This window comes from Pseudomonas sp. NY15437 (assembly GCF_048068435.1).
Taxonomy (GTDB): Bacteria; Pseudomonadota; Gammaproteobacteria; order Pseudomonadales; family Pseudomonadaceae; genus Pseudomonas; species Pseudomonas nitroreducens_B.
Window position 1 is genome coordinate 120149 of record NZ_JBLUQC010000002.1, and the last position, 14043, is coordinate 134191.

The 14043-nt window shown below is 62.7% G+C and carries 16 protein-coding genes and 1 pseudogene; 6 read left to right on the plus strand and 11 right to left on the minus strand.

The window, feature by feature from the left end; genetic code table 11:
* Positions 1-12 precede the first annotated feature (12 nt).
* The 8 genes from tolQ to ACNFIA_RS04640 form a co-directional block, all read right to left on the minus strand.
* Positions 13-708 carry a protein TolQ gene (gene tolQ, locus ACNFIA_RS04605; protein WP_259753507.1) on the minus strand — a complete coding sequence of 232 codons (696 nt, stop codon included), beginning with the start codon at positions 706-708 and terminating at the stop codon, positions 13-15.
* Between the two features lies 1 nt (position 709).
* On the minus strand, positions 710-1156 hold the full coding sequence (gene ybgC / locus ACNFIA_RS04610; protein WP_259753506.1) for a tol-pal system-associated acyl-CoA thioesterase: 447 nt from the start codon (positions 1154-1156) through the stop codon (positions 710-712).
* A gap of 52 nt (positions 1157-1208) precedes the next feature.
* Positions 1209-2267, minus strand: coding sequence for a Holliday junction branch migration DNA helicase RuvB (gene ruvB / locus ACNFIA_RS04615; RefSeq protein WP_259753505.1), 1059 nt, complete (start codon positions 2265-2267; stop codon positions 1209-1211).
* A 10-nt stretch (positions 2268-2277) separates the two neighbouring features.
* Positions 2278-2883, minus strand: coding sequence for a Holliday junction branch migration protein RuvA (gene ruvA / locus ACNFIA_RS04620; protein WP_017522106.1), 606 nt, complete (start codon positions 2881-2883; stop codon positions 2278-2280).
* Between the two features lie 34 nt (positions 2884-2917).
* Positions 2918-3442: a crossover junction endodeoxyribonuclease RuvC gene (ruvC, locus tag ACNFIA_RS04625; protein WP_207885031.1), complete on the minus strand. Its 525-nt coding sequence runs from the start codon at positions 3440-3442 to the stop codon at positions 2918-2920.
* 115 nt (positions 3443-3557) lie between these two features.
* Positions 3558-4304, minus strand: coding sequence for a YebC/PmpR family DNA-binding transcriptional regulator (locus tag ACNFIA_RS04630; protein ID WP_416783152.1), 747 nt, complete (start codon positions 4302-4304; stop codon positions 3558-3560).
* Between the two features lie 73 nt (positions 4305-4377).
* Positions 4378-6156, minus strand: coding sequence for an aspartate--tRNA ligase (gene aspS, locus ACNFIA_RS04635; protein ID WP_259753503.1), 1779 nt, complete (start codon positions 6154-6156; stop codon positions 4378-4380).
* Positions 6157-6199: 43 nt separating this feature from the next.
* Positions 6200-6469, minus strand: a complete 270-nt coding sequence (locus tag ACNFIA_RS04640; RefSeq protein ID WP_015478285.1) for an FmdB family zinc ribbon protein — start codon at positions 6467-6469, stop codon at positions 6200-6202.
* 245 nt (positions 6470-6714) lie between these two features.
* Between ACNFIA_RS04640 and ACNFIA_RS04645 the strand changes: the two genes are divergently transcribed.
* From ACNFIA_RS04645 to ACNFIA_RS04655, 3 genes and pseudogenes are all read left to right on the plus strand, one after another.
* Complete coding sequence (locus tag ACNFIA_RS04645; RefSeq protein ID WP_259753502.1) at positions 6715-7185, plus strand: Dps family protein; 471 nt, start codon at positions 6715-6717, stop codon at positions 7183-7185.
* Between the two features lie 214 nt (positions 7186-7399).
* Positions 7400-7663 (plus strand): annotated as a pseudogene (locus tag ACNFIA_RS04650) (cold shock domain-containing protein membrane protein); the annotation flags it as partial.
* Between the two features lie 66 nt (positions 7664-7729).
* The gene (locus ACNFIA_RS04655; protein WP_311197250.1) at positions 7730-7996 is read left to right on the plus strand and encodes a cold-shock protein; all 267 of its coding nucleotides are present in this window, start codon (positions 7730-7732) and stop codon (positions 7994-7996) included.
* 51 nt (positions 7997-8047) lie between these two features.
* On the opposite strand, the gene ACNFIA_RS04660 is transcribed toward ACNFIA_RS04655, so the two are convergent.
* Both ACNFIA_RS04660 and ACNFIA_RS04665 read right to left on the minus strand, forming a co-directional pair.
* Positions 8048-8254, minus strand: coding sequence for a SlyX family protein (locus ACNFIA_RS04660; RefSeq protein ID WP_259753501.1), 207 nt, complete (start codon positions 8252-8254; stop codon positions 8048-8050).
* Between the two features lie 3 nt (positions 8255-8257).
* Positions 8258-8683, minus strand: a complete 426-nt coding sequence (locus ACNFIA_RS04665; protein WP_416783153.1) for an HIT family protein — start codon at positions 8681-8683, stop codon at positions 8258-8260.
* 714 nt (positions 8684-9397) lie between these two features.
* Between ACNFIA_RS04665 and ACNFIA_RS04670 the strand changes: the two genes are divergently transcribed.
* Positions 9398-10756, plus strand: coding sequence for an OprD family porin (locus ACNFIA_RS04670; protein ID WP_416783154.1), 1359 nt, complete (start codon positions 9398-9400; stop codon positions 10754-10756).
* Positions 10757-10841: 85 nt separating this feature from the next.
* Here ACNFIA_RS04670 and ACNFIA_RS04675 read toward each other — a convergent pair whose 3' ends face one another.
* Complete coding sequence (locus ACNFIA_RS04675) at positions 10842-11249, minus strand: PaaI family thioesterase (protein WP_259759582.1); 408 nt, start codon at positions 11247-11249, stop codon at positions 10842-10844.
* Positions 11250-11360: 111 nt separating this feature from the next.
* Here ACNFIA_RS04675 and ACNFIA_RS04680 point away from each other — a divergent pair, with 111 nt between their 5' ends.
* A complete protein-coding gene (locus tag ACNFIA_RS04680) occupies positions 11361-13076 on the plus strand; it encodes a proline--tRNA ligase (protein ID WP_416783155.1) in 1716 nt (571 codons plus the stop codon).
* A gap of 8 nt (positions 13077-13084) precedes the next feature.
* A complete protein-coding gene (locus ACNFIA_RS04685) occupies positions 13085-14041 on the plus strand; it encodes a hypothetical protein (RefSeq protein ID WP_416783157.1) in 957 nt (318 codons plus the stop codon).
* The last annotated feature ends 2 nt before the right edge of the window (positions 14042-14043 follow it).

Sequence of the window (14043 nt, forward strand, 5' to 3'; positions counted from 1 at the left end):
TCTTGGTCGTCTTCAATCGTCGCTGGTGTGCACTTTGCGGTGCAGGATCGCCTGGAATTCGTCGGCGAAGGTGTAGTAGCGGCCGATGAGCATTTCCGAGCGAGCGGAGAAGCGGTTGTAGGCGATAACGGCGGGGATGGCCGCGAACAGGCCGATGGCGGTGGCGATCAGCGCTTCGGCGATACCCGGCGCCACGGTGGCGAGGGTGGCCTGCTGCACGGTGGCCAGGCCACGGAAGGAGTTCATGATGCCCCAGACGGTGCCGAACAGACCGATGTACGGGCTGGTGGAACCGACGGTGGCGAGGAACGGCAGGCTGGTTTCCAGCTTCTCTTCCTCACGGGAAATGGCGACGCGCATGGCGCGCGAAACGCCTTCCATCACGGCATCCGGGTCGACGCCGGCCTGTTGGCGCAGACGGGAGAATTCCTTGAAGCCGGCGCGGAAGATCTGCTCGACCCCCGAATCCGGATCGGGGTTGCTGCCCGCCTGACGATAGAGCTTGGACAGGTCGATGCCCGACCAGAAGCGCTCTTCGAAGGATTCCAGGGCCTTCTTCGCCGAGCGCATCATGTTGCTGCGCTGGAAAATCATGATCCAGGAAGTGACCGATGCGGCCACCAGGGTCAGCATCACCAGCTGTACCACGACGCTGGCGTTACTGATCAAGCTCCACATGGAAGTATGGTCGACGACGTTCGGTTCCACGTTAATCTCCTGCTGAAAGGGTGTCCGGACTGCCGGCAAATGCCGCACGCAACACATCTGGGATGGCGCGGGGTTTCAAGGTGTCCGCCCGCACGCACGCCACCACGAATCGCCCCTCGCAGAGCAAGGTCGAATCCGACGCCCGTCGAACCTGTTGACGAAACTTCAGGCTCGCACGGTTCAACTCCTCCACTTCGGCGCTGACGAGCAGCTCATCGTCCAGGCGGGCGGGGGCGTGATAACGCGCCTCGGCCGAGTGAACGACGAAAAGCAGGTTCTCCCCCGCCAGCTGTGACTGGGCGAAGCCCAGATCACGCAGCCGCTCGGTACGAGCCCGCTCCATGAACTTGAGGTAGTTGACGTAGTAGACGATGCCGCCGGCGTCGGTGTCCTCGTAATAGACCCGATACCGCTGTTGGAACGGCTGACCCCCGTGTTGCGCGCGCATACTCTAGAACCAAGTAAAGACTTTGCCAATCGGCAATCGTCTACAAATGCAATTAATTACCATCTTCAGGGGCAAACAGATCCGGCGTTGCCCCCTCCCCCATCCGCTTCGGCACGTTCAGGCCAAAATGCAGGTACGCATGCCGGGTCACTACACGCCCCCGAGGTGTGCGCATGATATAGCCTTGCTGGATCAGATAGGGCTCCAGCACGTCTTCAATCGTGTGTCTTTCTTCACTGATGGCCGCCGCCAGGTTGTCGATACCCACCGGACCGCCGTCGAACTTGTCGATCATGGTCAGCAGCAGACGGCGATCCTGATGATCGAAACCGCGCTCGTCCACGTCCAGCAGGTTCAGCGCCTTGTCGGCGATGTCGCTGCTGATGTGTCCGGTGCCACGCACTTCGGCGAAATCCCTCACCCGCCGCAGCAGGCGGTTGGCGATACGCGGCGTACCACGGGCGCGCCGGGCGATTTCATAGGCGCCTGCCGGCTCGATTTCAAGACCCAGGATGCCTGCCGAACGGCTGACGATGCTGGTCAGGTCCTCCACGCCGTAGAACTCCAGGCGCTGGACGATCCCGAAACGGTCACGCAGCGGGTTGGTGAGCATGCCGGCGCGGGTGGTCGCCCCCACCAGGGTGAAGGGCGGCAGGTCGAGCTTGATCGAGCGTGCGGCCGGGCCTTCGCCGATCATGATGTCCAGCTGGAAATCTTCCATCGCCGGATACAGCACTTCTTCGACGATGGGCGACAGGCGATGGATCTCGTCCACGAACAGCACGTCGTTGGGTTCGAGATTGGTCAACAGCGCGGCGAGATCGCCGGGGCGCTCCAGCACCGGGCCGGACGTGCTCTTGATCGAAACGCCCATCTCCTGGGCGATGATGTTCGCCAGAGTGGTCTTGCCCAGGCCGGGCGGGCCGAAGATCAGCGTGTGATCGAGGGCTTCCTGACGCCCACGGGCCGCCTGGATGAACAGTTCCATCTGCTCGCGCACCACCGGCTGGCCGACGTAGTCCGCCAGCTTGAGCGGGCGGATGGCGCGGTCGAACTGCTCTTCGCGGTCGCGACCGGAGACAGAGGAAATCAGGCGATCGGCTTCGATCATCGATAGCTACCTAGACCATGCCTTTCAATGAGCGGCGGATGAGTTCTTCGCTGGACAAGCCTTCCTCCTGCACAGCGGCCACGGCACGGCTCGCCTCCTGGGGTTTGAAGCCCAGGGCGATCAGCGCGCTGACCGCATCGGACTCGGCGCTTGAGACTGCGGCGACCAGCCTGGGTTCCACCACCAGCGGCGCGATGGAGGGAATATTCTCCCACGCCTTGAAGCGATCCTTGAGCTCCACCAACAGGCGTTCGGCGGTTTTCTTGCCGACGCCGGGAATCTTCACCAGGGTGGAAGTATCCTGCGCCTGCACACAACGCACCAGCTCATCGACTTCCAGGCCGGACATCAGCGCCAGGGCCAGCTTCGGCCCCACCCCGTTGAGGCGGATCAGCTCGCGGAACAGCTCGCGCTCGCGCTTCTCGGCAAAGCCGTAGAGCAGGTGGGCATCCTCGCGCACCACCAGGTGGGTGTGCAGGGTCACCGGCTCGCCCAGGCTCGGCAGACGGTACAGGGTGGTCATCGGCACTTCCAGCTCGTAGCCCACGCCATTCACGTCGACGATCAGGTGCGGCGGCTGCTTTTCCGCCAGGGTGCCACGCAGGCGTCCAATCACGGGTGTTTGTCCTTGCTCAATGTTTTTCCGGATATCACAGGCGCAGGCGACCGCCACGACGACGGGCGCCAACCAGCCCGTGCGGCACCAGGCTCTGCCGGGTGTGCGCGTGGCACAGGGCGATGGCCAACGCATCGGAGGCGTCGATCTGCGGCTTCTGCGTTAGCTTGAGCAGGTGCATCACCATCATCTGCACCTGCTGCTTGTCCGCCCCGCCGGTGCCGGCGATGGCCTGCTTGACCTGGCTGGCGGTGTACTCGGCAATCTGCAACCCCTCTTCCGCCGCCGCGACGATGGCGGCGCCGCGGGCCTGACCCAGCTTCAGCGCCGAATCGGCGTTGCGCGCCATGAACACCTGCTCGATGCCCATCATGGTCGGCTGGTAGGTCTGGATGACCTCGCGCACGCCACGGAAGACGATCTGCAGGCGCTCGAACAGCTCGCCGTTGCCGGTCCGGATGCAGCCCGACGCCACGTATTCGCAGCCGCGGCCGGTGTCGCGCACCACGCCGAAGCCGGTAATCCGTGAGCCTGGGTCGATGCCGAGAATCAGGGTCATGTCCGTTCGATCACACCTAGTCTGCAACGCGCATTTCACATAACAAAAACCGGAAGCGGGAGGCGCCGCTGACGACCACTCCCGCTTCCGGCTTCGCACATCGCCGGCGGTGGGATCAGCCCAGCTGGGCCATCACCTCGTCGGGGATATCCGCATTGGAGTAGACGTTCTGCACGTCATCCAGGTCTTCGAGCATGTCGATCAGCTTGAGAACCTTCTGCGCGGTGTCCAGGTCCAGGGTCGCGGTGGTCGACGGGATCATGGTGATCTCGGCTTCCTCGCCCTTGAAACCGGCTTCGTTCAGCGCTTCGTTGACCGAGATGAAGTCGGCGAAGGTGGTGAAGACGTCGATGGAACCATCGTCGTTGACCACCACGTCGTCGGCGCCGGCTTCCAGCGCGGCATCCATCAGGGCTTCTTCGTTCACGCCCGGCGCGTAGCTGATCTGGCCCTTGCGCTCGAACAGGTAGGCCACCGAACCATCGGTACCCAGGTTGCCGCCGCACTTGCTGAAGGCATGGCGCACTTCGGCCGCGGTGCGGTTGCGGTTGTCGGTCATGGCTTCGACGATGATCGCCACGCCGCTGGGCGCGTAACCTTCGTAGGTCAGCTCGGCCATGTTGTCCGCTTCGCTGGAGCCCACACCGCGCTGGATGGCGCGATCGATGGTGTCGCGGGTCATGTTGGCGGTCAGCGCCTTGTCCACAGCCAGGCGCAGACGCGGGTTGTCTGCCGGCACCCCGCCGCCCTGCTTGGCGGCGACGGTCAGCTCACGAATGAGCTTGGTGAAGATCTTGCCCTTCTTGGCGTCCTGACGTTCCTTGCGGTGCTTGATGTTGGCCCATTTGGAATGACCAGCCATAACTCACTCCGTATCGCTTGTTTGCTTCGCAGGCGACGCCCGGCGTGGCCGGCGCCGCTGCAATCTGAATCACTTACTCGGCGGCCTTCTGCTGCTCGCGCAGGCGGATGTGCAGCTCGCGCAGCGCCTTGCCATCCACGGTGCCCGGAGCCTGGGTCATGACGTCGCCGGCGCTCTGGGTTTTCGGGAAGGCGATGACTTCGCGGATCGACGCCGCGCCGGTCATCAGCATCACCAGGCGGTCCAGGCCGAAGGCCAGGCCACCGTGGGGCGGTGCACCGTACTTGAGGGCGTCGAGGAGGAAGCCGAACTTCTCTTCCTGCTCCGCATCGTCGATGCCCAGCACGCGGAACACCGCCTGCTGCATGGCCTTGTCGTGGATACGGATGGAGCCGCCGCCCAATTCGGTGCCGTTGAGCACCATGTCATAGGCACGGGACAGCTTGCCGGCCGGGTTGGCCTCCAGCTCTTCCGGGGTGCACTTGGGCGCGGTGAACGGGTGGTGCAGCGAGGTCAGGCTGCCGTCGTCGTTCTCTTCGAACATCGGGAAGTCCACGACCCACATCGGCGCCCACTCCTTGGTGAGCAGGTTGAGGTCATGGCCGACCTTGATACGCAGCGCGCCCAGGGCGTCGCAGACGATCTTGGCCTTGTCGGCGCCGAAGAACACGATGTCGCCATCGACCGCACCGACGCGATCGAGGATCACGTTCAGGTTCGGCTCGGCGATGTTCTTGACGATCGGCGACTGCAGGCCTTCCACGCCCTTGGCGCGCTCGTTGACCTTGATGTAGGCCAGGCCTTTGGCGCCGTAGATGCCGACGAACTTGGTGTAGTCGTCGATCTGCTTGCGCGGCATGCTCGCACCGCCCGGAACGCGCAGGGCAGCAACGCGGCCCTTCGGATCGTTGGCCGGGCCGGAGAAGACCTTGAACTCGACGTCCTTCAGCTGATCGGCGACGTCGACCAGTTCCAGCGGGATGCGCAGGTCAGGCTTGTCCGAACCGTAGCGGCGCATGGCCTCTTCGAACGGCATGTGCGGGAATTCGTCGAACTCGACGTCCAGTACTTCCTTGAACAGCTGGCGAACCATCTTCTCGGTGATCTCGATGATGTCGCTTTCTTCGAGGAAGCTGGTCTCGATGTCGATCTGGGTGAATTCCGGCTGGCGGTCGGCACGCAGGTCTTCGTCGCGGAAGCACTTGGCGATCTGGTAGTAACGGTCGAAGCCGGCGACCATCAGCAGCTGCTTGAACAGCTGGGGCGACTGCGGCAGGGCGAAGAAATGGCCCGGGTAGGTACGACTCGGCACCAGGTAATCCCGCGCGCCTTCCGGGGTCGGTCGACCGAGGATCGGGGTTTCCACGTCCAGGAAGCCGTTGTCGTCCAGGTAGCGACGGATGCTGCTGGTAATGCGCGCGCGCAGCTTCAGCTTGGCGGCCATTTCCGGGCGACGCAGGTCGATGAAGCGGTAGCGCAGGCGGGTTTCCTCGCCCACATCGGAGTACTCGTCCAGCGGGAACGGCGGGGTTTCGGCCTGGTTCAGCACTTCCAGCTCGTGGCCCAGCACCTCGATGGCGCCGGACGCCATGTTGGCATTGCGCGCGCCTTCAGGACGCAGACGCACCTTGCCCGTGATCTTCACCACGTATTCGCTGCGCACGCGGTCCGCCTTGGCGAAGGTCTCGACGCGATCCGGGTCGAACACCACCTGGGCCAGGCCTTCACGATCACGCACGTCGAGGAAGATCACCCCGCCGTGGTCGCGGCGGCGATGGACCCAACCGCAAAGAGTGACTACCTGGCCGTCCAGGCTCTCGTTCAACTGGCCGCAATAGTGGCTGCGCATCATGGTGTGTTTCGCTTCTCGAAAGTCTTGAATTCTAGGGAACCGCTCATTCGCTGGCGGAGCAGCCGCCACCACCGCAACCGGTGGCCGGACAGGCCGCAGGGGCATCGCCGGAGGCGAGGTTCTTCTTCGCTCCGGTCTTGAAGTCGGTCTCGTACCAACCGCTGCCGCCCAGGCGGAAGCCCGGAGCCGACAACATCTTCTTCAATTCGGGAGCCTTGCAGGCCGGACAATCGACCAACGGCGCATCGCTGATCTTCTGCAGCGACTCCAGCTGATGCGCGCAGGACTGGCACTGGTACTCGTAAATCGGCATGGGACACCTTGACTGATCACACTGCCACGGGCCCGCATCCCGCGGCAAAGACGCGGATTATAGCCTGAAAAATCCGCAGGTTGCAGCCAGGCTCCGGCAAGGAAGAAGCGGCCGGCTGCACAGCCTGTTAATAGAAATTCCCAATCGATTACCTTGATATAGACCAAGAGCTTCACATCGGACCGGGTGATAGCCTCGAATGCAACGCTTTTGAATCCACCGATGCCCACGATGAGGAGATCACCATGGAAATCAACATCGGAATCGCCGAGCAGGATCGAGCCGCCATCGCCGAAGGCCTGTCCCGGCTGCTGGCCGACACCTACACGCTGTACCTGAAGACCCACAACTTCCACTGGAACGTCACCGGACCGATGTTCAACACCCTGCACCTGATGTTCGAAGGGCAGTACAACGAACTGGCACTGGCCGTGGACAGCATCGCCGAGCGCATCCGCGCGCTGGGCTTCCCGGCGCCGGGCACCTATGCGGCGTATGCGCGCCTGTCATCGATCAAGGAAGAGGAAGGCGTGCCGGATGCTCAGCAGATGATCCGGCTGCTGGTGCAAGGCCAGGAGGCAGTGGTGCGCACCGCGCGCAGTATTTTCCCGCTGGCCGACAAGGTGGCCGACGAGCCCACCGCCGACCTGCTGACCCAACGCATGCAGGTTCACGAGAAGACCGCATGGATGCTGCGCAGCCTGCTCGCCGACTGATCCCTCCCTATATAAGGAAGCCCGCCGCGCGGCGGGCTTGCTCCCCCTACGAATGGCCTAAGCGGTTGATTTGAGAAGGCAAGTGGTTTGCTGTTAAATAACCGCCGTGCGTTTCGCGCATAGGCCGTCCGGCACGCTTTCATTTTCTTTTCCGGCGTCGCACTCAGGGACGGCTGCTTCTTTTTTCGTTACCGCTCAAGGTGAATCCGTAGCCATGCTGAAGATCGTCCATCTCGTGACGGGCGTCGCCGCACTCGTGCTGTCTCTTATTCCGAGCCTGCGCAGCGATGCCCTTCCCTACCTGCAACAAAGCGACGCCGTTTACCTGGCCCTGCTCGGCTTGACCAGCCTGCTCCTCGCGCCGGTCGGCCAAGTGAAACAGCCTTCAGCCCTGCAAGGCCTGGCCACCGCCCTGGTGGTGCTGGCCGTGGTGCTGCAAGTGCTGATTCTGCTCGCGCCACTGCCCTTCATCGGCGAGCAGCCGGCCATCGTCCTGCCATTGCTGAGCCTGGCAGGCGCGGTGGTCATGCAGTGGCTGGCCAACCTGAATCCGCGGCGCAGCAGTGCGCCGAGCGAAACCTTCGCCGGGGAGAACCGCGAAACCGGGACCGTGAAGTGGTTCAACACGTCCAAGGGCTTCGGCTTCATTTCCCGCGACTCCGGCGAGGACATCTTCGTCCACTTCCGGGCCATCCGCGGCGAGGGCCACCGCATCCTGATCGAAGGCCAGCGCGTGGAGTTCTCGGTGGTCCAGCGCGACAAGGGCCTGCAGGCGGAGGACGTGATCGCCGCCCTGCCCAACCGCCGCTAAGTATCACCCCATGAAAAAGCCCGCCATCAGGCGGGCTTTTTCATGGGCGCATCAATAGTGCGGCGGCGGCGCTTCATCATCGGCCACGCCCACCTGCCCCTGGAGGTCTTCCAGGCGCTTGAGCAGCGCCTGCATCTGCAGGCGCAGGCGCTCGATCACCCGCTCCTGCTCGTAGACCACATCACTCAGGGTCTGCAGCGCATCATCCTGAAAGGCCAGTCGGCTCTCCAGGTCGGTCACGCGGTTTTCCAGATCCATCATTCACTCCTGGCTGAAGCGAAAACCATCGCCCAGCGCCATGCGCAGCTTCTCGCGCACCCGCGCCAGCTCCTCGCCCGTGTATGCCAAAGCCGGGTGCTTGCCCCATACCGGGCCCGGCCAGGCGGCATCGCCGTGCTTGCGCACGATCACGTGCACGTGCAACTGGCTGACGACGTTACCGAGGTTGGCCACGTTCATCTTGTCGGCATCGAAGGTGTCCTTGAGCACTTCGGCCAATTGCGTGGCTTCGCGCCACAACTGCTGCTGGTCGGCGGCGTCCAGCTGGAAGATTTCACTGACATCCTCCCGCCGCGGGACCAGGATGAACCAGGGGTACTGCGAGTCGTTCATCAGCAGCAGGCTGCTCAGCGGGAAGTCACCCACCGCGATGGTGTCCTGTTGAAGACGGGAATCCAGGGCGAACATAAGACCTCTCCTGTTCGACGAAGCTTGTTTAAGCCTAGCTCCCCGAAGGAGCCGAAGGGCGCGAAGAATACTAGAGAGCCCCGCCGGCGAACATGCCCACCCCGCGCCCCCTCGCGGAGCAGGCCGCTCAAGACCCCGCACCAGCATGACGCATGACGCGGATTGGCATATCCCGACAACAGGCGCGTGCGGGAATCTGCACGGCAATCACCGCCATCGGCGGCGAAAAATCGATTAAACAGCTACAAATACGGGATGCTGGAAAACGACATCGGTGCGCGCCCATGTTGCAAATCGCCAACAGAAGCCGTGAAATGCGTCATCGCGTCGCAAGACGGGCACTGTGAAGGCACATCCGGGCATTTGTGCACGGTTGTTGCTAGAGCCAAGGACATCGCACCGACGGCCACCCCTATTCGAAGAAGTGGTCGCGGACGCGGGAGAACTTAAGAAGTGGTCAATGGAATAGAGAACCACAGGGACTGAAGTACCAATGAAGCAATCAGGGGGCAATCTCTTTTTGCAACATGAGAACTGCTTGAATGCGACATGTGTCATGCAGCTTTGCGACAGTCCCGTAAAGTTTTTGTGTGTTTATTTGGGCAACTATCGCCAACTGAACACGCGTGCTATAAGTTAGCGCCGACAAAAAGAATGAGCCGTCACCGCGGCACTGTGATGGCAGATAATTTCAAAACCAAAGGAGCAATCACAATGAAAGTGATGAAGTGGAGCGCCATCGCCCTGGCGGTATCTGCAGGCACCACGCAACTGGCAATGGCCGAGCCCTTCGTAGGCAATCAGGCTGATGCAAAAGGCTTTGTCGAAGACAGCAGCCTGAACTTCCTGGTTCGCAACTACTACTTCAATCGCGATTACCGCGAAGGCGACAACCCCACCGCCGCAGCACATGGCCGCAAGAACGGCTACCGCGAAGAATGGACCCAAGGCTTCTGGGGCAACTACAGCTCCGGCTTCACCCAGGGTACCGTCGGCTTTGGCGTTGACGCCTTCGGTTACCTGGGCCTGAAACTGGACTCCGGTCGCGGCCGTACCGGCTCTGAGAACCTCGCCATCAACGGCGACGGTGAGCCTTCCGACTCCTTTGGCAAAGCTGGTGGCGCTGTCAAGGTTCGTGTTTCTAAGACCGAACTGAAAGCCGGCGACATGCAACCCACCGCTCCCGTATTCGCAGTGGGCGGCTCTCGCCTTCTGCCCCAGACCGCAAGCGGCCTGGCGATCATGAGCAGTGAAATTGCTGGCCTGGACGTCGAAGGCGGCCACTACTACTCCGGCACCAGCCAAAACGATACCAGCCACGACGGTGAAATCTGGGCCAACTACTCTGGCGCCACCGCCAAGTCTGCCGACTTCATCGGTGGCAAGTACGCATTCTCCGATAACTTCAGCGCGTCGCTCTACGGCGCCAAGCTGGAAGACATCTGGAATCAGTACTACGTCAACCTGAACTACACCTTGCCGATTGCTGACGCGCAGTCGCTGGGCTTCGACTTCAACTACTACAACACCCGCGACGAAGGCTCGGCCAAGGCCGGCGATATCAGCAACAATACCTTCTCGCTGGCTGCCGCTTACACCTACAGCGCGCACACCTTCACCCTGGCCTTCCAGAAGGTGAATGGCGATACCCCGTTTGACTACATCGGTATCGGCGATAACAACAAGGGCGGCGACTCGATCTTCCTCGCCAACTCCGTTCAGTACTCCGACTTCAACGGCCCGGGCGAAAAATCCTGGCAGGCTCGCTATGACCTGAACATGAAAGAGTACGGCGTACCTGGCCTGACCTTCATGACCCGTTACATCAATGGTAAAGACATCGACGGCACCAACGCCCCGACCAACGGGGAGTTCAATTACGTCGGTCTGTACGGCGAGGACGGCAAACACCACGAAACCAACGTCGAGGCCAAGTATGTACTGCAAGACGGCCCGGCCAAGGATCTGTCGTTCCGCATCCGTCAATCTTGGCACCGTGCCAACGCCGACCAGGGCGAAGGCGATATCGACGAGTTCCGCCTGATCGTCGACTACCCGCTGTCCGTTCTGTAATCCAGAACGAACTGCAGGTAACAAAAAAGCCCGGCTTGCGCCGGGCTTTTTTATTGCAACTTACCTACAACTTCGAACGTATCCGTTACATCGGCAATACATAGGTGCCGGTGACATGGGCCACCAACTCCTGCGGATTACTGACCGAATAGACAGCCACTTCGCACACCACTTGGCGGCGCCCCAGCTTCAATATCTTCGCTTCCGCCAACAGGTCTTCGGGCTTGGGTTTGCTGAGAAAATTGATATTCAGGTTGGACGTCACGGCCATCTCGACGTTATCCAATTGCGCGAGGATCACCGCATACATTGCCGCATCCGCCAACGCCATGATGGTCGGCCCGGACACCGTTCCGCCGGGGCGTACCAGCTTTCCATGGAAGGGTATCCGCGCGAAGGCGCTGCGCCCTTCCAGTGCATCGATGCGGAAATCCATGTCGTCCGCCATGGGCAATCCCGCGCGGATGAACGCCTGTACCTGGGCTGCATTCAAACGACTCACGCCACTCCTCCGTCTCCGCCCGCCGCGCCCTGTACGCAGCCAGACCTGCACCGTACAATGCCCAGCCTATATTCCCCTTCGCAACCGACAAAACGGCCAAAGATGCGTACCAGTCAGTACCTGCTGTCCACCCTGAAAGAAACCCCTTCCGATGCGGTCGTCATCAGCCACCAGCTGATGCTGCGCGCCGGCATGATCCGCAAGCTGGCGTCCGGTCTCTACACCTGGCTGCCAATGGGTCTGCGGGTACTGCGCAAGGTGGAGGCCATCGTTCGCGAGGAAATGAACGCCGCCGGCGCCCTGGAAGTGCTGATGCCCGCCATCCAGCCCGCCGAACTGTGGCAGGAATCCGGCCGCTGGCAGCAGTACGGGCCCGAGCTGCTGCGCCTGAAGGATCGCCATGACCGCGACTTCTGCGTCGGCCCGACCCACGAGGAAGTGATCACCGATCTGGCACGCAACGAGCTGAACAGCTACAAGCAGCTGCCGATCAACATGTACCAGATCCAGACCAAGTTCCGTGACGAGATCCGTCCGCGCTTCGGCCTGATGCGCGGCCGCGAGTTCATCATGAAGGATGCCTATTCCTTCCACACCAGCCAGGACTCGCTGCAGGCCACCTACGACATCATGTACCAGGCCTACAGCAAGATCTTCACCCGCCTGGGCCTGGATTTCCGTGCCGTACAGGCCGACAACGGCTCCATCGGCGGCAGCGGCTCCCACGAATTCCACGTGCTGGCCGGCTCCGGTGAGGACGACATCGTCTTCGGCGAGTCCACCGACTACGCCGCCAACATCGAGAAGGCCGAGGCCCTGCCCCGCGAATCCGCTCGCGGCGCCGCCACCGAAGAACTGCGCCTGGTCGACACTCCCGAGACCAAGACCATCGCCGCCCTGGTGGAAAAGTTCGGCCTGCCGATCGAGAAGACCATCAAGACCCTGGTGGTTCACGCCGCCGAGGAAGGCAAGCTGATCGCCCTGATCGTCCGTGGCGACCACGAACTCAACGAGATCAAGGCCGGCAACCACCCGCTGGTGGCCAGCCCCCTGCAGATGGCCAGCGAAGCCGACATCAAGGCTGCCATTGGCGCCGCACCCGGCTCCCTCGGCCCGGTGAACCTGCCGCTGCCCTGCATCATCGACCGCTCCGTCGCGCTGATGAGCGACTTCGCCGCCGGCGCCAACGTCGACGACAAGCACTACTTCGGCGTCAACTGGGAACGCGACCTGCCGGTACCGGAAATCGCCGACCTGCGTAACGTCGTCGAGGGCGACCCGAGCCCGGACGGCAAGGGCACGCTGGTCATCCGTCGCGGCATCGAAGTTGGCCACATCTTCCAGCTCGGCACCAAGTACAGCGAAGCCATGAAGCTCTCCGTACTGGGCGAGAGCGGCAAGCCGGTCACGCTGATCATGGGCTGCTACGGCATCGGGGTATCCCGCGTGGTCGCCGCCGCCATCGAGCAGAACTACGACGACCGCGGCATCCTCTGGCCGGCCGCCCTGGCGCCTTTCCAGATCGCCATCGTGCCGATGAAGTACGAGAACGAAGCCGTGCGCGCCGCCGCCGACAAGCTGTACGCGGACCTTACCGCCGCCGGCTTCGAAGTGCTGCTGGACGACCGCGACAAGAAGACCAGCCCCGGCGTGAAGTTCGCCGACATGGAACTGATCGGCATTCCGCACCGCATCGTGGTCAGCGAGCGCGGCCTGGACGAAGGCACCCTGGAGTACAAGGGCCGCCGTGACGCCGAGTCGCAGCCTGTCGCCCTGTCCGACCTGCAAGCCTTCATCACGGCCAAGATCCGCAACTGAGCAGAGCGATGTCCACCGGAAGTACCTCCAGCCTCGCGGCTGCCGCCTTGTGCGGCAGCCTCCTGCTGAGCGGCTGCGCCAACCAGCTGCCGCAACGCAGCGAGCATGAAGAGCGCGTCGAGCGCAAGCTGCTCGACCACAGCCTGCAGATCGACGTGGGCACGCCGGCCACCCTGGAACTGCCGCAGCGCCGCATTCGCGTGCAGGAACAGAAGACCTTCGAAGTCACCGAGTTCGAGGTCACCCGTCGCTACGACCGCTACACGCCCTACCAGGGCTGGCGCAAGGTGTACGAAATGCCCTTGGGCGTCGTCGCCTTCGTCGGCGGCATCGGCGCCAACGTGGTCAACGTGTTCGCCCTCGGCAACCTGCCCGAGAGCATCACCCGCGGCTGGATCCGCTATGGCATCGATGGCATGAACCCGTTCATGAACGTCGAGTCCAACGGCCGCGCCGAGCAGAACCTGGCCTCGATCGACGAGACGCAGCGCGACAAGCGCACCGAGTACTCCAGCCTGCCCTGGTCGGAGCGCCCGGTGACCGTCACCGCCGGCAAGAACTCCCAGGAATTGCTCACCGATCGCCATGGCGTGCTGCGCCTGAACCTGCTGGAAGGCCCGTTCAGCGACGACGAAGTCAGCCGCATCGGCCGTCTGCAGTTCAGCGTCCAGGACCCGTCGGACGACACCCGCGCCGATGCCAGCCTGCTGGTCAGCCGCTCCCTGCGCGGCAAGCTGCAGGAAGCCCACGCGCTGATCTATGACGACCTGGAAGGCGAGGACGTGCACCGCTGGGTGCACCGGGTAAAGCGTCTGTCCGACCTCGGCCTGGAAGAAGAAGCCAGCGAGTTGGAGCAGAGCCTGATCGAACTGACCCGCAACGATCCGGAGCTGCAGAAGGAATTCCTCCACAGCCTGATGACCGACGCCGGTCGCCTGGCAGCGGACCCCGGCGTCAGCAACTGACG

Coding starts and splice junctions, on each gene's coding strand:
- ACNFIA_RS04660 (WP_259753501.1), bottom strand. CDS start 8,254: ATGGATCTGGAAAACCGCGTGACCGACCTGGAGAGCCGACTGGCCTTT.
- ACNFIA_RS04630 (WP_416783152.1), bottom strand. CDS start 4,304: ATGGCTGGTCATTCCAAATGGGCCAACATCAAGCACCGCAAGGAACGT.
- ACNFIA_RS04640 (WP_015478285.1), bottom strand. CDS start 6,469: ATGCCGATTTACGAGTACCAGTGCCAGTCCTGCGCGCATCAGCTGGAG.
- ACNFIA_RS04680 (WP_416783155.1), top strand. CDS start 11,361: ATGCGTACCAGTCAGTACCTGCTGTCCACCCTGAAAGAAACCCCTTCC.
- ACNFIA_RS04670 (WP_416783154.1), top strand. CDS start 9,398: ATGAAAGTGATGAAGTGGAGCGCCATCGCCCTGGCGGTATCTGCAGGC.
- ACNFIA_RS04685 (WP_416783157.1), top strand. CDS start 13,085: ATGTCCACCGGAAGTACCTCCAGCCTCGCGGCTGCCGCCTTGTGCGGC.
- ACNFIA_RS04665 (WP_416783153.1), bottom strand. CDS start 8,683: ATGTTCGCCCTGGATTCCCGTCTTCAACAGGACACCATCGCGGTGGGT.
- aspS (WP_259753503.1), bottom strand. CDS start 6,156: ATGATGCGCAGCCACTATTGCGGCCAGTTGAACGAGAGCCTGGACGGC.
- ruvB (WP_259753505.1), bottom strand. CDS start 2,267: ATGATCGAAGCCGATCGCCTGATTTCCTCTGTCTCCGGTCGCGACCGC.
- ybgC (WP_259753506.1), bottom strand. CDS start 1,156: ATGCGCGCGCAACACGGGGGTCAGCCGTTCCAACAGCGGTATCGGGTC.
- ruvC (WP_207885031.1), bottom strand. CDS start 3,442: ATGACCCTGATTCTCGGCATCGACCCAGGCTCACGGATTACCGGCTTC.
- ACNFIA_RS04645 (WP_259753502.1), top strand. CDS start 6,715: ATGGAAATCAACATCGGAATCGCCGAGCAGGATCGAGCCGCCATCGCC.